We start from the raw sequence: 19,675 nt of genomic DNA, 5'->3' as shown, positions 1-19,675 counted from the left end.
GCGAATACACTCGAGGAAAAAAGCGTTCGATTAGATTAATGTTATAAAAATACTTAATGTGATATCTATGGAACGAATTGAGAATATACTTAGGGGGAATTTCAAGTGAAAACATTTGGTAAAGTATTATTAACAGGAGCTTTAGCTTTAGGTGGTTTAACAGCTATGAACATTGATACACCGAAGGCACATGCTGACGGAGCAAGCGAGTTCTGTCGTTATATTTGTGGTCCTAGCGAAACGTTGAATGGTGTTACAGTTCAAGTACACGCTACAGAATATAGCTTTGGTCAAAACGTAATTGCAAGAATTACAAATGAACGAGCTGAAGATATTCATTACAATGTCAGCATCGAGAAAAAATATGGCGATAACTGGGGAGAATATGATACTTTCTTCCATTGGCAAAATCAATGGGTTCCAGCTGGAAGTAATGATGAAATTTCTACTTTCACAGGATATGGCGAAAACATTTCAGACAATGGAACATATCGCTATAAAGTTGAAGTTGTAAGTGCTGACGGTTCTGTAGATACAATTTACACAGCAGGAATGACAGTTACAGGACGATAGCTCATGAACGAGCTCCATTATTTATGATTGTATTTTTGAAAATATCATTGATAATCGCGGTGATATTATTATTAAAATAAGCTCTTCGGGGCTTATTTTTTATATAAAAATTGGAATGATAATATCCACAAAATTAAATCTTTACACCATTAAAGTTTATTGCTATTATAGGAATACATCAAATGTTACAATATTCAACAAATTATACAAATCCTCCGATTACACGAATGAAATGAAAGCACATTGCTGGTGGTAATATTTATAGTTGGGATCCCGTAGCTCAGCAGGGAGAGCGCCACCTTGACAGGGTGGAGGTCGTGAGTTCGAGCCTCTCCGGGGTCATAAAAAAAGAGACACCATATCAACCTTCTACGTGATATGGCGTCTCTTTTTTATCTAATTCAATTACTTCCCACCAAACATCTTCTCCAAAGACTTCGCATTTGCAAACAATACTTCTTTCAAGTTATCGTCAGCAACGATTTTATAGTCGCCATCTTTGTCTTTTTTTAAGTTCAATGTAACTTCGCGAGTTGCCATTGTTGCATCTTTATCCGTTAAGTTTTTGATGATAGTTGAGGTCATTGTTTTTTCGATCGCTTTTTCAGATTGTTCTTTGTCTTCGCTAAATGCGCTAGCGAAGGCCATTGGCATAACTTCTCCCACTGCTTTTGTTACAGCAACGGATAGATCAGCAGATGTAATTTTCACTTTCACTTCTGCTTTGTCATCCTTTTTTGATACTTCTTCTAGCTTTTCAAATTTAAAGTTTTTTGTAATTGCACTTAGCATTGCTTTTGCCTCAGCATCATCTGTTTTTTCATTTAGTTTATTAAATTCCTTGTCACTCTCAACAAATGTACGAGCCTTTTCTACATCACCTTTTTGTATCGCTGTTAAAAATTCTTCTGTAGTATCTTTCGGATTTGTACACCCTGCTAAAACACCTGCTGTTAATCCTACTACCATCATTAATAGCAATAATCTCTTTATCTTTTGCACGCTCATTCTCCTCTTATCTTTTCTAGTAAGTCAGCATCATACAATATTATGAAACTGACATTACAAACATTTTTTAGTATAGCATTTATATGATTCGTTTTCTATTAATTCCCAAAAAATAAAGGGCCTTGCAGCATTCCTACAAGGCTCTTTATCTATCAATCCGTATCCGTAGCACAAATGAACCACATTTTACGCTCCCTACTATCTAACACCACCCAAGTAACATCCCATGCAACATCGTAAAACCAATCTGTCCAAGGGCAATAGCTTTCGAACACTTTAATATCTTCATAGCGATCTTGGAACATATATTGACATACATTCACTGCTAATTGTTTTGCGATAACTGGTCGTTCCTTAAATCCTTCATATGCTCCGCCCGACAAAATTTGAGCGGCAATGCTACCATCAAGCATGACTGCCCATTGCTCTTTAAAATGCAACTTATATTTTTCTGACGTATGTATTTTTAACTCTTCTAAGCTATTGATTATATCTAAAGAGTTAAAGATTCTTCTAAAGAAGTGCTCGTGTCCATCTTTCCAATATGGTATTTCTTTGAAAAAATTTTCGTTATGTACTTTAAAACAGCTTATAACCGCTCCGCCATTTACGTTTTGTTCCTTAAATGTATGTATGAGTTTCTCAATAGATGAGTCATTCGTTTCTATTTTTTCAAACGTTCCTGCTTTCCATCTCATAACGCCCACTACTCTCTATTCAAAATTTGTTTCTTCATTATAAATATCAAAATAAAACCCAGCAACTTTAAGATTGCTGGATTATCTCTTATTTATATTTGAAAAAACAATAACAATTGCTCCAATTATATAATGCCCTGCTACAATCCACATACTCCGATCAAAAATCATAAGCAACAACCAAAGTAATATATTAATAGCAGCAAATAATACATATAAAATGAAGTCTCTCTTTTGTAGTGCCCCTCTATTCATTACAATGTAAATTGCACCGATAGGAGGCAAAATAAAGCAAAGGAAAAAGTTTTTCTTAACAACCATGGGTACGCAGTTGCTTTCTGCATATGAATCTCCTTTTCATCATAATACTTGCTTCAACATCGGCCTCACTACCCTATATTCATCACTATAAGTGTCCTTTATGATTAAAGGCGGGTATTCACTTTTTTCTTCCTCAATCATTGTGAATACTTCTGTTTTCTCTTGTAATGTATTAGATTCTCTATTTTTAGTAGGTTTTTTACTTGTTTTAATTTTCTTCGTTACTTCGCCAAGTTTTTGCCCAACTTCTTCAGCTTTGGCAGGTTCATTCGTAACATAGTATTCTTGTTCGTCCCATACTAATATAGGTGGCACTTGTTCTCGTTTGTTACATATTATATAAGTAGTACTAGCTACAAGTAGTAGACAAGTTAATAAATAGAAGATAGTTTTTTTATTCATATACTACACTCCTTATCTATCATTTCATTGGATTATATAATACAAATCATTTACAGTAAATGGATTTAGCCGTAATTTTCAGGTTAAAACATAAGAAAAAACCTTACCAAAGTAAGGTTCCGTTTTACCTTCTATAGTGACTGACTTATTAAAACAATCATTACAATAATCGCTATAAGCATAACAACTAAACAGCCGATTAATTTATAAAATCCTCGCTTCGTTAATGTCCCACCTTGAACATCTTTACGAATAAATAAGAATACGGCTAAAAATAATACAAGCCCAATGCCAAAAGCATACATCATTTGCATATGTTAATCTTCCTTTCTCTCTTCCATCTTAATATCTTTTTGCCAAAACAACAAATGAGATAAAGACGGTACTCATCGTAAGTGCCATAAGTATATTCAATAATTCAGTAGCAGATAGTGTAAGTATTTTTAAGTTTAAGCCGATAGAGAAAAGAAGATAATATGCTGTTAATGCAAAAAAGGTTACAAACATTCCTTTATAACGAATGAGTTTCATTCGCTCATCTTTTTCTTTAAATTGTGGGTGTAAGTAGCTTAGGCAGAAACTCATAATCATCATCCCAAGCAATGGATACGTTATAGCCGGCGGTGCAGAATGCGTCATTATACCTGTTAATATCATAAATCCACTCATAAATAGAAAGATAATTCCCATGATTACAAAGTACTTTTGTGAATAGTTCATTCTTACTCCTCCCCTTCTTTTCCTTCATAAATAAATACATGTTCTATCGTTGTCTGAAATGTTTTTGCTATTTCAAATGCTAGCGGAAGTGATGGATCGTATTTCCCTTTTTCAATTGAGATAATGGTTTGTCTGGAAACCCCGAGTTTCTCGGCCAGTTTTTCTTGAGATAGTCCAAATTTCTTTCGGTATTCGACCATTTTATTTTCCAAGGAAATTTCTCCCTCCTCCCATATATCGAGTATATATGTAAAGTAAACTTTACGTCAAGGTTCCTTTACATTTATTTCAATCAGTTTTCGTTCTATTTATATAGAAGAAACTTGTTCGATTTCAGCACGTCTATTTTTTAATAAAACATGGAACACTGTATGTAATCGTTACTATATTTCCTCCTCACCTTTTTTAAAATTTAATATCTCCATATTTGTTTTATCCTTTTAAAATATTTCATTTATTTCTTTATTTCACAAAATGCGTTATTTGTTTTACGGTGTTTTTCGTCATATTTATAGAAACTAACTGTTTATGGAGCATTTTTTATGTTTAGCAACTTTTTTTGTAGAAATCCTTCATTTTCCTTTCGATATTTAACACTATCGAAATAAAGTTTATGGTAAATTCATAATTTTTTATTTTTTATACTATATTCCGTTATATTGTTGTATAATATCTATGAAAGCGCTTATTATTTCAATATACATAATTCGAATCAACTTTTATCAAAACATTCCAATGATTATACTTATATTTACATGTAACAATTCTAGTTTTCAATGTAGGTATACCAAATATATCCACCCCATTTTTCTGTAAAATTACTTTATAAAGTGAAAGATTAACTTGGGTGATAAGTTATTGTGAATGTTTTTTTACAAAACAGATAAGTAATAGTGTTTGGTATTATGTAAATTATTGTAATAACATAAGAGTAAAGAAAACATTTACATTGATTATTGATTCATTACTTATTGAAAAAGAGCAAAATGCACCTTTGTATGGAAAAGGATTATATGCATTGGGAGGTTTAAACAAATGACGAGGAAGAATACAACGACAAACCCTTGGGCCAAGTTCCACGGTCCGAACCTTGGTTATGTGATTGAACAGTATGATCTTTACGTAACTGGAGCAGGTTCTGTTGATCCGGAATTACAAGAGCTTTTTGAAATTTTTGGAGCTCCTTCGTTTCAAGATGATGTCGTAACAGGGGACAACACAGCAACACATTTTTCTCCTCAAAACACAGGTAACATTGAAAAAATTCTTAAAGTCGTTCAACTTGTTGAGCAGATTCGTTCTTTCGGGCACACGTTGGCTCACATCAACCCGATGGAAGATGCTGCAAATGGACAATCTCTTCTTGAGAAAGCAATGAACGAACTGAGCGATGCTGACTTGAAAGCGATTCCAGCGAAAACAGTATGGCAAGATGCACCAGAAGGTATTCACACTGCACTTGATGTAATTCATAGATTAAAAGACGTTTATACAAAATCTTTAGCTTATGAATTTTCTCATATACAAGATAGTGAAGAACGCACGTGGTTGCATCAAATGGTGGAATCAAATTCATTGCGTCAACCACTATCAAATAAAAAACGAACTGCTCTTTTAAAACGTTTAACAGCTGTTGAAGGTTTCGAGCAATTCTTGCATAAAACATTCGTTGGGCAAAAACGTTTCTCTATCGAGGGCGTTGATATGCTTGTGCCTGTTTTAGATGAAATTGTTCTAGAAGGTGCTAAGAACGGCGTAGAGGATGTCATGATTGGTATGGCTCACCGCGGTCGTCTAAGCGTACTTGCTCACGTATTAGAAAAACCATATAGTCACATGTTTGCTGAGTTCAAACATGCAAAAATAGAAGGCGCAGTAGCCAATTCTGGCTGGACTGGCGACGTAAAATACCACCTAGGTAGAGAACAAGTCGTTAGTAACGAAGAAGTTAGCACTCGCGTGACATTAGCAAATAACCCGAGTCATCTTGAGTTCGTGAATCCTGTAGTAGAAGGTTTCGCACGTGCTGCTCAAGAGAATCGTAAAAAATCTGGTCTTCCAGATCAAGATATTTCAAAATCATTCGTAATTTTAGTTCATGGTGATGCTGCATTCCCTGGTCAAGGTATTGTATCTGAAACGCTCAACTTAAGCAGATTGAACGCGTATCAAACAGGCGGAACGATTCATGTTATCGCAAACAATGCAGTTGGTTTTACAACTGATAGCTATGATTCTCGTTCTACGAAATATTCAAGTGACCTTGCAAAAGGTTTCGATATTCCGATTGTTCACGTGAACGCTGATGATCCAGAAGCTTGTCTTGCAGCTGCTAACCTTGCGATTCAATATCGCATGCTGTTCAAAAAAGACTTCTTAATCGATTTAATCGGTTACCGCCGCTACGGTCATAACGAAATGGATGACCCAGCGGTTACGCAACCACAAGTGTACAAAAAAATTAAAAATCACCCAACTGTAAGAGCAATTTATGCAGATCAATTACAAGCTGCTGGTGTTCTAAATGCAGATGAGATTGAAACAATTACTCAGTTTACGCAAGAACAATTAAAATCCGATTATGCACAAGTACCGCCAGCTGATACGAGCGATGCAACAATTCACGTTAAAGTGCCAGATGTTGTTGCAAAAGGCATTCAACCAATTGATACTGGTGTTGAGATTGATTCACTTCGTGCAATTAATGAAGGTCTACTATCTTGGCCAGAAGGCTTTAACGTATATCCGAAAGTGAAGAAAATTCTTGAGCGCCGTAAAGATGCTTTAGAAGAGAACGGTAAAATTGAATGGGCACTTGCTGAGTCATTAGCATTCGCTTCTATTTTACAAGAAGGTACGCCAATTCGTTTAACTGGTCAAGATTCACAGCGTGGTACATTTGCGCACCGTCATATCGTATTACACGATACTGATACAAATGAAACATATTCACCATTACATCGCTTACCAAACATTAATGCATCATTCTCTGTTCATAACAGTCCGTTATCAGAGGCTGCTGTTGTTGGTTACGAATATGGTTATAACGTATTCGCTCCAGAAACTCTTGTTATGTGGGAAGCGCAATATGGTGACTTCTCAAATACTGCGCAAGCATTATTTGATCAATATGTTTCAGCTGGAAGAGCAAAATGGGGTCAAAAATCTGGTTTAGTTCTTCTATTACCACACGGTTATGAAGGTCAAGGACCAGAGCACTCTAGTGCACGTCCAGAGCGTTTCTTACAGTTAGCTGCTGAAAATAACTGGACAGTTGCAAACTTAACGAGCGCGGCACAGTACTTCCATATCCTGCGTCGTCAAGCATCTATCTTAGGAACAGAAGCTGTTCGACCATTAGTACTTATGACGCCGAAGAGTTTATTACGTCACCCACTTACGCTTTCAACTGCTAGTCAGTTAAGCGAAGGACGTTTCCAACCTGCTTTAGAACAAGAAAACCTTGGCATGAAACCAAATAAAGTAAAACGTCTTGTTTTAAGCACAGGTAAAATGGCGATTGACTTAGCAGCAGAAATCGAGTCTGGTAAACATGAGTACAACTTAGACGAAGTTCATGTCGTTCGTATCGAGCAATTGTACCCATTCCCTGCTGAGAAAGTTCAATCTATTATTAAACGCTTTAAAAACTTAGAAGAAATCATTTGGGTTCAAGAAGAACCTCGTAATATGGGCGCATGGCATTACATGGCTCCAATTCTGTTCGAACTTGCTGGAGATAAAGTAAAAACAGGTTACATTGGACGTCCTGATCGCTCTAGTCCATCTGGCGGCGATCCATTCGCTCACAAAGCTGAGCAAGAACTAATTGTTGCACACGCTTTAGATGTGAAGTATAACTTCCGTCAAGATAAACAAGAAATTGAAGTTTTCAGCAACTAAAAAGTAATAATGAAGGTTTCTAGCTTGTTCCCTGGGCAGATATTCTGCCCAAGGCCAGGCTAACAAATGGAGATTACCGAAGACAAAAGAAGAAAAAACACACCGTTAGGCAAATAAGGGGAGGACATTTAAAATGATCGAAATTAAAGTACCTGAGCTTGCAGAATCTATTACCGAAGGAACTATTTCACAATGGCTTATCAACGTAGGCGACAAAGTTGAGAAAGGCGGCAGCGTTGTTGAGCTTGAAACTGATAAAGTCAATGTAGAAATCATTGCAGAAGATTCAGGTATTGTATCGAAGTTACTAGGCGAACCTGGGGATACAGTTGAAGTTGGCGCAACTATCGCAATTTTAGATGCTAATGGAGCACCGGTTGCAGTAAGTACACCTGCACCACCTGCTGAGCAAGCAAAACAAGAAACAGCTGAAGCACCGAAAGCTGCGGCTCCAAATGCTGAACAAACTACGGGTCTACAAGGCTTACCAAATACGAACCGTCCTATCGCATCACCAGCTGCTAGAAAAATGGCTCGTGAATTAGGAATCGACTTAAACGACGTACGTAGTACAGATCCACTTGGACGCGTGAGACCACATGATGTACAAGCTCATGCTGCCGCACCAAAAGAAGCACCAGCTGCTCCAAAAAGTCCAGCTCCTGCTCCAGTTGCAAAAACAGAATTCGAAAAACCAGTTGAGCGCGTGAAAATGTCCCGCCGCCGTCAAACAATTGCAAAACGTCTTGTAGAAGTTCAACAAACATCTGCAATGTTAACAACATTTAACGAAGTTGATATGAGTGCGATCATGGAATTACGTAAAGAGCGTAAAGACGCTTTCGAGAAAAAACATGATGTACGTCTTGGCTTCATGTCATTCTTCACAAAAGCAGTTGTTGCAGCATTAAAACAATTCCCATTATTAAATGCTGAAATTCAAGGTGACGAGCTTATCATCAAAAAATTCTATGATATCGGTATTGCAGTAGCAGCTCCAGATGGATTAGTTGTTCCAGTTGTACGCGATGCTAACCAATTAAACTTCGCTGAAATCGAAAGTGAAATTCGTAATTTAGGTATGAAAGCACGCGATAACAAACTTTCATTAAAAGAACTACAAGGTGGTACATTTACAATTACAAACGGTGGTGTATTCGGTTCTCTAATGTCAACACCAATCCTAAATAGCCCTCAAGTTGGTATTTTAGGAATGCATAAAATCCAAGTACGCCCAGTTGCAATTGATAACGAGCGTATGGAAAACCGCCCAATGATGTACATTGCTTTATCTTACGATCACCGTATTGTTGATGGTAAAGAAGCAGTTAGCTTCCTTGTTGCTGTTAAAGATATGCTTGAAGATCCAAAATCATTATTATTAGAAGGTTGATAGATTAATAATCTAATATATAAAGGCTGTAGAATACATCATTCTACAGCCTTTTTTTGCGTTCATACGGGACAAATTTCATGACATAAGATAATAATGTATGCCTAAACGTAAGGAGGATTAAAATGAATAACCTTCCAATTCATGCAAAACTTAAAGTAAATAAGGATACTTTCTTCCTGCCCGATTCAAACGGGGGTGTCTATTTTCGAAATAACGCCAGTTCATTTCGCATGGACGGTGATGGAATTTATGACTGGATTGAAAAATTAATGCCAATGTTTAACGGTAATTATTCTTTAGCAGAAATAACTGATGGTCTCCCTCTCCCCTATCAAAATCGTGTATTTGAAATTGGAGAGGTTTTATATGAAAATGGTTTCGTTCGCGATGCAAATCAAGATGCACCTCATGAATTAAACAGTACATTACTCGACAGATATGCTTCACAAATTGAATTTTTAGAAGCTGATTCTCATTCAGGTGCTTTAAAATTTGAAACGTACCGCGGAGCAAATGTCCTTGTACTTGGCTCCGGAGATATGCTTACTTCTTTAGTTTCTTCTTTATTAGAATCTGGTTTACCTACATTTCATTACCTCGTTACAGATCGAGATGAAACAAACTATGACAGAATACATGAGCTAATAGAACGTGCATATGAAGTTGATAACGGTGTACTCATTCAAGAAATCGATACTACAATTGACCGTCCCTTGCATGAAGTATTCGAACCTTTTGATTGGATTTTATATGTTTCTCAAAATGGAGACATTGACGGTTTAAAAACAGTTCACACTATTTGTAGAGAAACGAAAAAGAATTTTATACCAGCTATTTGTTTATCAACACTCGGTATAGCTGGACCTGTCGTAACGGAAAATCGTGATGAATGCTGGGAATCCGCATGGCATCGGCTACATGAAACGACTTTGCAAAATGAAAATTCATCAGATTCCTTCTCACCAATTACATCTGCAATGTTAGCAAATGTAATCGTTTTTGAATTGTTTAAACATGTCGCGGATGATTTATATCGTGAAAAAGAATTACAATTCTTTTTATTAAACTATGAAACACTTGAAGGAACGTGGCATCCTTTTATAAAACACCCTCTTGCAACTGATGAAAGTTTTACAATTGATACGATAGAAAATCTTTCTGAAAAACTTGAGCATCGGTCCAACCAACATACTTCAACTGATGTATTCCGCTTTTTCGACTCATTAACTTCTAAAGAAGCCGGTATATTCCATGTATGGGATGAACAAGATTCATATCAATTACCGTTATCACAATGCTATATTCAAGTAGCCAATCCATTATCAGATGGCCCAGCTCCCCTTCTGCCTCTTATGACTCGCAGTGGATTGACTCATAATGAAGCGCGCCGAGAAGCTGGTTTAACAGGAATTGAAACATATGTAGCAGAAATCATTCACCGCCTTATTCCTGAACATAACGATATCGGTATTGGCGCTGGAGAAACGATGACAGAAGGATTTTACCGGGCACTACAACAACATTTAAATAATAAATTGTATGAACGGCAGTCACATATGCTAGAAGAACTTACAACGATTGATTTAACTGATATTCACGATAAACATTGTAGATTTTATTACGATGCCCTTGCTACAATTCATGAAACACCTAAAATCGCAATGAGTGAAGAGATTCTCAGTTTTCCAGTCGTTTGGGTTGGTATAAATGATAAATGGTACGGTGCATCTAATATTAATATGACGTTAGCGTTACGGAGCGCACTACAACTATCACTGCTCCACATTCAAAGTGAAGAGACTCCTTACAGAGCTAATATCTTGCCTGAATCATCTATTATTTTATATGACACGGATTCTTTTAGGGTGGAAATACAAGCGGAAGAAGAAATTCCAAGTGTGCAATCTTTACAGCTTGCCTTACAGCATTTAGAAGAACATAATTTTTATCCCTTCGTGTTTGATTTAGCAATCGAACCATTTTTGAAAGAAAACTTAGACGGTGTGTATGGGGTATTAATTGCAAAGGAGGACGGTCTATGACTCAAAATATATTGCTTATAGGGGATGGCCTTCTTGCAGACTATGTACATGATCAATTATGCAAACAATATTCCATCATTCGTCAGCATACCCTTACAGAAGAACTTCCTGAAAATATTTATCTCGCTCTCGTATTACATGATGGATCTCCTTCTACTATTCATCATGATGCTGAGCTAATTTTTCGCTCAAATCATATTCCGTGGCTTCGTGGTTTCACTTCATTTGGCGAAGGTATTATCGGTCCTTACATTCATCCTCTTACGCCCGGATGTTCCCATTGTTCTGATGGACGCCGTTTTATCGCTGGCTTTGATCAAAAAGAAATGTGGGAACTACAGCGGAAATATGCCTTTAAAGCCGAAAATGGAACGAGGCGTGATGTACGTGCCACCCAAAATGGCATGTTACAAATGTGCCATCTTATTTGCGCAGAAACAGAAAAAATATTAACTCATAACCATTCTTCTTTAGAAAATGAACTTATTTTACTAAACTTACAAACATTACAATGTACGCGGCATTCTTTTCTTCCAGATCCTCTCTGTCCTGTATGTAGTAGTTTACCTGATGATACTGCGGATGCGGCGGAAGTTTCTTTACAACCGAGTTTAAAAGTAAGCACCGAAACGTATCGCTGCCGTTCCATTCATGAATTAAACACATTTTTAACGAAAGACTATTTAGATTATCGGATCGGTATGTTGAACGGCAAAATGCAGCATTCTTTATTGCCATTCGCTGACGTTATTATAAACATGCCATTAATGTTTGGAAATGAAGGTGTTGCAGGCCGAACTCATTCATTTGCAGTGAGTGAAGCAACTGCTATTTTAGAAGGTTTAGAACGATATTGCGGTATGTCGCCTCGCGGGAAAAAGACAAATGTGCATGGTAGTTTTCATGATTTAGAGGAACATGCACTAAATCCCCTTACACTCGGTGTGCATACAAATGAACATTACAATCGTGATAATTTTCCATTTAAGCCGTTTGATCCTGATTATGAGCAAAACTGGGTATGGGGATATTCTTTATCACAAAACAGACCGCTTTTAGTTCCTGAATCAATTGCTTATTATAGCCTCGGTCATCGAGATGCTTTCGTGTATGAAACATCAAATGGATGTGCAATTGGCGGTAGTTTAGAAGAAGCGATTTTTCACGGCATTTTAGAAATTGTAGAGCGTGATGCCTTCTTACTCACTTGGTATGCCGAATTACCTCTTCCCCGCCTTGATCTTAGTTCAGCAAATGATACAGAATTACAATTAATGATCCAGCGGTTACGTACGATTACCGGATATGAATTACACGCTTTTAATGCGACAATGGAACACGGCATCCCGAGCTTATGGGTAATTGCAAAGAATACACGTGAAAATGGAATGAACGTTGTTTGTGCGGGAGGCGCTCATTTAGATCCTATTCGAGCTTTAAAAAGTGCCATTCAAGAAATAGCAGGCATGTTACTTATAACGGACGATGAGCTCGAGCACAAAAGAGAATACTACGAAAAATGCTTACAAGATCCTTATTTCGTTAATAAAATGGAAGACCATAGTATGCTGTACGGATTGAAAGAAACGGAAGAACGTCTTCACTTCCTTTTACGAGAAGATGCACCGGTGCAAACGCTCCAAGAAATGAATGTATCACAATCATTTGATATGGATTTAACATCTGATCTCCACCAACTTTTAAATCGTTTGCATCAATCTGATCTTGAAATAATCGTTGTAGATCAAACCGTTCCCCTTATAGAAAAGAACGGACTACACTGTGTAAAAGTCATTATTCCAGGCATGTTACCAATGACTTTCGGACACCATCTTACTCGGGTTACAGGACTGGACCGGGTATATACCGTACCGATGACACTTGGATATACAGACGAACCTTTAACAAATGAAAGATTAAATCCACATCCACATCCGTTTCCATAGTAAAGGAGGGATTTCATGCAGCTAGATACTTTTTTACATCATCTCCATTTCTCTATCGATGAAATTATGCCGAATCATGAGGTGGATTGGAAAGACGCACCGCTTCCTTATAAATTATATCGAAATGTACCTACCATCCCGCTCTCCTTAGAAATCCCATTATCTTTACCGAACTCTTCTACCACACCTACTTTAGATGAGATTGGTCACTACCTTTGGTATTCATTTGGTGTAACACAATTATGTCAGCTAAATAGCGAGAGAAATGTATTACGTAGATCTATTCCTTCAGGCGGCGCTTTATATCCGAATGAATTGTATATCTATTTAAAGATTGACGATTATCCAGACGGCATTTACCATTATGACGCCGCGCATCACCGACTTATTTTACTTCGCGAAGGAAATTTCGATTCTTATTTAGCAGACGCACTTGGTAATCGCTGTAATATACATGATTGTTTCGGTGCTGCATTCGTATCCACTATGTTTTGGAAAAACTTCTTTAAATACAATAACTTTTCATATCGACTTCAAGGATTAGATAGCGGGGTTCTCATTGGACAATTACTAGAATGTGCAAAACAGTTTGGCTACACAAATGGAGTATATTTTCAATTTCTAGACCGGGCAATAAATCACTTACTCGGATTGTCAGAAGGTGAAGAAAGTGTGTATGCTGTTGTTCCTTTAAGTACAGAACCGCAAACGAAATGGTTTCACAATGATTACCGTGAAAATAAAACAGTTACTTCTCATGAGTTGTTACAGCAAATTCCGCCGTTAGCACATGAACATTTCGTTCGCTCAAAATATGTAAATGAATATCCAATGATAGCAAAAATAAATGAAGCTTCTATGATTGAATCGACAGCACACTTCAAAACGCTACATGATGAAGAGCACTATCAACATAATACGTACGCTGTACAACTGCCGAAAGTAGAGCGTTTATCTTATGATTTCTTGCAACTTTGCAGAAAACGGTATTCCCCTGATGCTGACTTTACTTTAACGAAATGGGATGCAGCCGAGCTCGCTACTTTACTACAAGAAGCGAGCCTCTCCTTCCCCTATTACAACGACCTTGACGGTAAGTATACAAATAAAAATACACGCGTCTCCTTATATGGATGTTTTTATAACGTGAAAAATATTGAAAACGGAGCTTACGCTTATAACAGTAAAACACATTCCATACAACCAATTCGATATGGAGACCTTCGCTACCCACTTCAGTCTAGTATGACGATGGATAACGTAAACCTTTTTCAAGTACCACTTTGCTTACATGTAGTCGGAAAGAAAGATTACTATACACGTGCATTAGGCTATAGAGGATATCGTATTCACCAAATGGAAGCTGGTATCCTCGTTCATAAACTCGTTTTTGCAGCGACCGCGATGGGGATGGGCGGGCATCCTTTACTTAGTTTTGATACAAATTCATGTGATCAATTGTACGGAATAGATGCTGGAAATGAAACATCTCTTATTCAAGTTCCAGTTGGGGCATATCGGGCGCGGAATTGGTTAAAAGGGGCTTTGCATTGTTAGAAGCACGCCGTCTATCGGCGTGCTTTTTTTAAAGGATTTAATTTATAAAAAGCGAAATGAGTATATATTCTTACATAAAAGGAGAATTTAACTTGAGCATTTTACAACGGTTAATTCAGCAAGCAAAAAATCCTAGCGGAACAATTGGTTCCTCCATGCTTTGTATTATGAACGCTGCACATACGAGATTAATAAATTGGGCATTGCAGAAAGTACATATAAAGACAGATGCAATCGTATTAGACATCGGCTGTGGTGGAGGTAAAACCATACACATTCTTTCAAAACGAACTTCACTTGGGGAAATATATGGGATTGATTACTCCGATCAAGCTGTGAAAAATTCTATACAGACGAATGCAAAAGATGTTCAAAAACAAAAAGTAATTGTTCAACAAGCAAGCGTTTCTTCTATTCCACATCATACGAACTTCTTCGATCTCATTACCGCCTTTCAAACTCATTATTTTTGGCCTGATGTTGAACAAGATATAAAAGAAGTATTTCGCGTCTTAAAACCGGACGGCTCCTTTTTATTAGTGGCTGAAACTTTCAAAATTCAATATCATATGAAGAAGTTTAACACGACCGAAGAACTAATAAATCTCTTTTATAAAACAGGATTTACAAGTGTACAATGTTACGAAGAAAGAGATTGTCTTTGTGTAATAGGAATTAAATAAAAAGCAGACCTCAAAGGGTCTACTTTTTTACTAGATTAATTTAAAGATACTCTTAATTTGTCTAGCAAATAACCAATTTTTCGTACCGTAGTTATCATTTAAACTATCTAAATTAATAGATTGTCCGTTAGCAAACTTTAATTCTAACGTAGTATTTTTGTCATTTGTTTTTAAGTTACTATTTGTAATGTCATCATACTTTAATTTTTCAATCTCAACATATTCGTCTTTTTCTTGTCCAATCACGACATGGTCTTGGAAGAAGAAAAATACTTCTACTTTTTTACCGAAACAAAATACATTTTTCGTATAAATTAATGTCGCGTTATCAAGTCCGACACATACTTCTTTCATTTCTTCCACAACGTGTCCAAAGTCTTCTTCATGTCTTGCATTTGATTCAGCAATCCATTCTTCGATTGTTTTCATGTTAATTGCCATACTGCGCCCCCTGGTTCGTTCATTGCTTCGTTTAAAAAATAAATACTATATGAAAATATAAGCGATAAATACTATGTTTTCAAGGGTGAACGGTATATTCGAAATAAAGTTAAATTTCAAAGTAATATACTAGGAGCATCGATTTCATTATATTTTAAACGTTTGAACGAGACATTCTTCATCATCAATTAACTGTGTTTTCTCATCAAATTCGATGTTTAGCTCCCTATATACTTTCTTCCAAAAAGAAACTGCTGGTATATTTTTCACAAGTTCGATAACGAAATACTGCCCTCGTTTCTCTTTTAGTACATTCGCAATAACTTGTTTACCGATTCCTTTCCCTTTGTACTGATTCAATATGAAAATGTCATTTATACCAAAGTCGTTTTCCTTCTTCAAAAAAGGACGTTCCAGTAGTAATAAAAATCCTACAATATCATTATCACTTTTAATAAAATACGGAGTGATTCCGTCATTTTCCCAAAACATGTGCAAATCTTCGTATTCGAAAAATCCATTTGCCTCAATCGTTATATTAGGAGTAAATGTAGAGAGGTCATGAAGATATAGTGCATACAAATTACGCAATATTTCTTTTTCTGATTCTTGAACTATTTGAAGTGTTAAAAACATTTTTAAAGATCCCCTTCCCTATATGTAACTGTTTCTCCCTCTTTATTATTCGCTAAAAAAGTTTACCTACCTTTGCAAAAAAAATAGCACTTAAAAAGTGCTATTCTGCTCTCCTTGCCGCTTGTTGAATTGGGTCCCACACGCTGTTATATGGTGGTGCATAACTTAAGTCGACATCTTCTAAATCGTGAACACTCATTTTATTGAAAAGCGCCATTGCGATCACATCAATTCGTTTATCTACGCCTTCTTCTCCAATTACTTGCCCGCCCAGTAATTGTTTCGTATCGGATCGATATAGTAATTTCAAGTAAAGTGGTTTTGCATTTGGATAATAGCCCGCCATATTTGTAGAATCTACTTTGACTGTTTTATACGGGATGTTTAGTCCTTTCGCGTCTTTTTCATTTAATCCTGTTCTTGCGAGTGTCAAATCCATAAATTTAATAATGCCTGTACCTAACGTACCTTTAAATGCTCTTCGTTTATCAAGCATATTCAGTCCTGCAAGTCGGCCTTGTTTATTAGCAGTCGTTCCGAGCGGGATATGATCATGAATTTCCTTTATAACGTGGTAATGTGTTGCGCAATCACCAGCTGCATATACGTCCTGCACATTCGTTTGCATGTATGCATTTACTTCAATTGCCCCTTTATGATTTGTACGTATATTTGTTCCTTCAAGAAAATCAGTATTTGGCTTTACTCCAACCGACACTAAAACAAGATCTGCTTTATACGTCCCTTTATCCGTTTCAATTTGTTCCACTCTTTCGTTCCCTTTAAATGCTTTTACATTTTCATTCGTTAAAATTTCAATATGATGTTTATCTGCTTCTTTATGTATATATTCAGCCATATCTGCATCATAAATCGTACCGATATGATCGTTTCTCTCAATCATTCTTACTTTCTTACCAAGTTCGACGAATGTTTCTGCCATCTCCAGTCCAATCGCACCGCCGCCGATAATAGTTACATCCTCAACTTTATTCGTTTCTAACGTTTTTAATATGCGCTCAGCATCAGGAATTGTTTTTAAAAGATGAACGCCTTGTAATTCCCGTCCTTCCCATTCTGGCATAACAGGACGCACTCCAGTCGCAATTAATAATCGATCATATGGAAATTCAAAGACATCTTTCGTCTTCGTATGCTCTGCATACACCATTTTCTTTTCCGTATCTACTTTCGTTACTTCATGACGCACTTTCGCATCAATTCCATATTTCTCACGAAACGTCTTCACGTTGCGCGCGATTAACTTTTCAGTTGAAGCGATAGCACCACTAATGACATACGGTAATCCACACTGAGCGTATGAATAAATTTCACCTTTTTCTAAAGTTACAACATTTGCATTTTCATCGTTTCTAACAATTTGCATAGCTGCACTCATACCAGCTGCATCTCCGCCAATAATGACATAGTTCACTTTACCACTCCTTCTTTTTTACATACTCTTTACGTTTTCCATATTTTATAGAAATAACACCTACTTCCATTGTAAAGAAAGAGAATTTCATCTTCAAATTTGGTGCACAAACTTATGTATGAATAGGTAACTGTCGTGTCTTATAAACAACATGTTTAATATGCTATAACAGTAACCAATTGAAAGTAGGTGAAACATACATGTGCGCCGGCCTTCTCGCTCAAACTCCAGAGGAACCGAAAGAACCAAAACCCGCCTTGTCGCTCGATCAAGAATTTTCTATTAACGCAACCATTTATAGTGCTCGTGCTTGGTTATCTAATGATGAAACTTTCCCACAAACAATTTGGAAAGGCTCTCGCTTCGCTTCAGCATCACACGCTGGCAAGTCCATCTTACCAATCGGTACTGTAAAAATTTTGAACTTATCTGATGATACAATAACAGTTACTGCATCATCAGAATCAGATGATACTCTCAAAATAGTCGTACCCCCTCATTCTGAAGGTGTTTTAACATCTAACGCATTATCTGATGTGCAAGCAAGTACATCAGGAGGAGCAAGTAAAGTCACATTTCTCTTTCATATCTTTTTCTCAAGGGATCCTGGTTCAGATAAAAAACCATAAAAAAGGTACAGTTATGCACTGTACCTTTTTTCATGTGCTCTATTCTCTTGATTTAATTAGTTCAACATTATAAGATTCAATATCCGTTAGCTTTCCTGTAAAATATGGATTTTCTCTATACCAAGACTGTTTCGCAAAATATGCTTGCATATCTTTCGTTTGAAAAATATGTCCATGCCTTGCATATATTTCATTTCTAGCAATTTTCAACTGTTCTTTCGATAAATATGTTAAATCTGTGCTCGTTAATTTTCGAATATCACTATCAGGAAAGATGAAACCATTATATACATACCCAGTCGTAGGTGGCGGGGTAACATTATAAACAACTGTTTTTTCTGTACTTTTCGTTTGGAATGGAAGATTATAAGACGAAAGTGCCGTTACCTTCTCTACTTTTGTCGTTTCCCGTCCGCTTTCTCCATTTCGTTCTAAATAAATCGTCGCACTTCCATCAGTCGCTACAGGCCCCCATGTAATTTCTTCTCCTGCGAGCGCTGTAACTGGTTTTTGATTTACGTACAATGTTGCACCAGGCGCGTTCGTTTGAACTGTAATATATTGACCTTGCAACGTTAAATCTATCGTTACGTTATTTTGGCTTTGTTTCATAAGTACAACCTTTTCCTCACGAGATAGTTTTACATAGTCATTTTTATATTCTGATTGAAACACTTGATTTCCCGGAAGAAATGGCCCATATTGCTTCTCAAACTTTTTGTCATCTGTCTTATCAATTTCTTTTCCGTTCATTTTTAACGATACGCCTTTTTCATTTGTAAGCAAAGTTGTATAGTACGTCTTCGCTTTCAATTTATATCGATCAAATATAAAGAAATACTTTCCGTCTTTCGTTAATGAAAAATCGGCTCTTTCTATTCCGTCCCGTTGTTTTTCACCTTGTCTCAAATATTCTTTTAATTCATTTACGTAAGATGGATTTTCTTTTATATATGAAAATAGCGGCTTTACACTCTCTCTCGTTATCGTAACCGATGGATCATCTGTCGTAACGACCTGAGCTAATTTCTCTCCGTCCCTCTCTTGTAAAATCGTAATCATCCGGTCTACTTGTGCCACCTGCGTATAATACGATGATCCGTACAAATACATTGCAACAATCGCTATAACAAATAGTGCTAACAGTGTAATGCCAACCTTTGCACCACCGCTCATGTTCTTCTTTACTACAGGACTTCCCCTCTTCGTCCCGCAGTTTTGACAAAATTGCACACCATCTTCAAACTGAATTCCGCACTTTGTACATACATTCATCCAGTCAACC

General features: G+C 36.7%; 19 protein-coding genes and 1 tRNA gene. 9 read left to right on the top strand and 11 right to left on the bottom strand.

All coding sequences use genetic code 11. The features are described 5' to 3' along the window. Nucleotides 1-105 precede the first annotated feature (105 nt). The gene (locus tag MHI26_RS06625) at nt 106-573 is read left to right on the top strand and encodes a hypothetical protein (protein ID WP_016082408.1); all 468 of its coding nucleotides are present in this window, start codon (nt 106-108) and stop codon (nt 571-573) included. Between the two features lie 269 nt (nt 574-842). Then, nucleotides 843-915, top strand: a tRNA-Val gene (locus MHI26_RS06620). A 63-nt stretch (nt 916-978) separates the two neighbouring features. Here MHI26_RS06620 and MHI26_RS06615 read toward each other — a convergent pair. The 7 genes from MHI26_RS06615 to MHI26_RS06585 all read right to left on the bottom strand — a co-directional run bounded on the left by MHI26_RS06615 (nt 979) and on the right by MHI26_RS06585 (nt 3,934). Next, entirely contained in the window at nt 979-1,575 is a 597-nt protein-coding gene (locus MHI26_RS06615; protein WP_001169501.1) for a hypothetical protein, read from the bottom strand. A 158-nt stretch (nt 1,576-1,733) separates the two neighbouring features. Continuing rightward, entirely contained in the window at nt 1,734-2,279 is a 546-nt protein-coding gene (locus MHI26_RS06610; protein WP_061668021.1) for a hypothetical protein, read from the bottom strand. Nucleotides 2,280-2,360: 81 nt separating this feature from the next. Further along, on the bottom strand, nt 2,361-2,600 hold the full coding sequence (locus tag MHI26_RS06605) for a hypothetical protein (RefSeq protein WP_098472131.1): 240 nt from the start codon (nt 2,598-2,600) through the stop codon (nt 2,361-2,363). Nucleotides 2,601-2,639: 39 nt separating this feature from the next. Then, on the bottom strand, nt 2,640-3,002 hold the full coding sequence (locus MHI26_RS06600; protein WP_001036581.1) for a hypothetical protein: 363 nt from the start codon (nt 3,000-3,002) through the stop codon (nt 2,640-2,642). A gap of 131 nt (nt 3,003-3,133) precedes the next feature. Beyond that, on the bottom strand, nt 3,134-3,316 hold the full coding sequence (locus tag MHI26_RS06595; RefSeq protein WP_001178295.1) for a DUF3976 domain-containing protein: 183 nt from the start codon (nt 3,314-3,316) through the stop codon (nt 3,134-3,136). A 28-nt stretch (nt 3,317-3,344) separates the two neighbouring features. Then, nucleotides 3,345-3,722, bottom strand: a complete 378-nt coding sequence (locus MHI26_RS06590; RefSeq protein WP_001109901.1) for a hypothetical protein — start codon at nt 3,720-3,722, stop codon at nt 3,345-3,347. Between the two features lie 2 nt (nt 3,723-3,724). Beyond that, nucleotides 3,725-3,934: a helix-turn-helix transcriptional regulator gene (locus tag MHI26_RS06585; protein WP_000428510.1), complete on the bottom strand. Its 210-nt coding sequence runs from the start codon at nt 3,932-3,934 to the stop codon at nt 3,725-3,727. Between the two features lie 823 nt (nt 3,935-4,757). Here MHI26_RS06585 and odhA point away from each other — a divergent pair. The 6 genes from odhA (at nt 4,758) to MHI26_RS06555 (ending at nt 15,249) form a co-directional block, all read left to right on the top strand. Next, nucleotides 4,758-7,625, top strand: coding sequence for a 2-oxoglutarate dehydrogenase E1 component (gene odhA / locus MHI26_RS06580; protein ID WP_000197140.1), 2,868 nt, complete (start codon nt 4,758-4,760; stop codon nt 7,623-7,625). A gap of 133 nt (nt 7,626-7,758) precedes the next feature. Beyond that, complete coding sequence (gene odhB, locus MHI26_RS06575) at nt 7,759-9,018, top strand: 2-oxoglutarate dehydrogenase complex dihydrolipoyllysine-residue succinyltransferase (protein ID WP_061668022.1); 1,260 nt, start codon at nt 7,759-7,761, stop codon at nt 9,016-9,018. A 125-nt stretch (nt 9,019-9,143) separates the two neighbouring features. After that, nucleotides 9,144-11,063: a putative thiazole-containing bacteriocin maturation protein gene (locus MHI26_RS06570; RefSeq protein WP_061668023.1), complete on the top strand. Its 1,920-nt coding sequence runs from the start codon at nt 9,144-9,146 to the stop codon at nt 11,061-11,063. Then, nucleotides 11,060-13,009: a TOMM precursor leader peptide-binding protein gene (locus tag MHI26_RS06565; RefSeq protein ID WP_061668024.1), complete on the top strand. Its 1,950-nt coding sequence runs from the start codon at nt 11,060-11,062 to the stop codon at nt 13,007-13,009. Before MHI26_RS06570 ends, MHI26_RS06565 begins: the two co-directional genes overlap by 4 nt. A 15-nt stretch (nt 13,010-13,024) precedes the next feature. Beyond that, nucleotides 13,025-14,566 (top strand): SagB family peptide dehydrogenase, encoded by a 1,542-nt coding sequence (locus tag MHI26_RS06560; protein WP_061668025.1) that lies wholly within the window; start codon nt 13,025-13,027, stop codon nt 14,564-14,566. Between the two features lie 92 nt (nt 14,567-14,658). After that, the gene (locus MHI26_RS06555) at nt 14,659-15,249 is read left to right on the top strand and encodes a class I SAM-dependent methyltransferase (RefSeq protein WP_061668026.1); all 591 of its coding nucleotides are present in this window, start codon (nt 14,659-14,661) and stop codon (nt 15,247-15,249) included. A gap of 30 nt (nt 15,250-15,279) precedes the next feature. Here the strand turns inward: MHI26_RS06555 and MHI26_RS06550 are convergent, their stop codons facing one another. The 3 genes from MHI26_RS06550 to MHI26_RS06540 form a co-directional block, all read right to left on the bottom strand. Next, the gene (locus MHI26_RS06550) at nt 15,280-15,690 is read right to left on the bottom strand and encodes a DUF3908 family protein (protein ID WP_000996783.1); all 411 of its coding nucleotides are present in this window, start codon (nt 15,688-15,690) and stop codon (nt 15,280-15,282) included. Nucleotides 15,691-15,837: 147 nt separating this feature from the next. Next, entirely contained in the window at nt 15,838-16,326 is a 489-nt protein-coding gene (locus MHI26_RS06545; protein ID WP_061668027.1) for a GNAT family N-acetyltransferase, read from the bottom strand. A 100-nt stretch (nt 16,327-16,426) separates the two neighbouring features. Then, nucleotides 16,427-17,761: a CoA-disulfide reductase gene (locus MHI26_RS06540; protein ID WP_061668028.1), complete on the bottom strand. Its 1,335-nt coding sequence runs from the start codon at nt 17,759-17,761 to the stop codon at nt 16,427-16,429. A 200-nt stretch (nt 17,762-17,961) separates the two neighbouring features. Between MHI26_RS06540 and MHI26_RS06535 the strand changes: the two genes are divergently transcribed. Then, nucleotides 17,962-18,390: a hypothetical protein gene (locus tag MHI26_RS06535; RefSeq protein WP_000332416.1), complete on the top strand. Its 429-nt coding sequence runs from the start codon at nt 17,962-17,964 to the stop codon at nt 18,388-18,390. Nucleotides 18,391-18,429: 39 nt separating this feature from the next. Here MHI26_RS06535 and MHI26_RS06530 read toward each other — a convergent pair whose 3' ends face one another. After that, nucleotides 18,430-19,665, bottom strand: a complete 1,236-nt coding sequence (locus MHI26_RS06530; protein ID WP_061668029.1) for a TcaA 3rd/4th domain-containing protein — start codon at nt 19,663-19,665, stop codon at nt 18,430-18,432. Nucleotides 19,666-19,675 lie beyond the last annotated feature (10 nt).

Origin of the sequence: Bacillus sp. FSL K6-1218 (genome assembly GCF_038006445.1) — a bacterium.
Taxonomy (GTDB): Bacteria; Bacillota; Bacilli; order Bacillales; family Bacillaceae_G; genus Bacillus_A; species Bacillus_A thuringiensis_S.
This window is presented reverse-complemented; position numbering and strand designations above follow the sequence as displayed.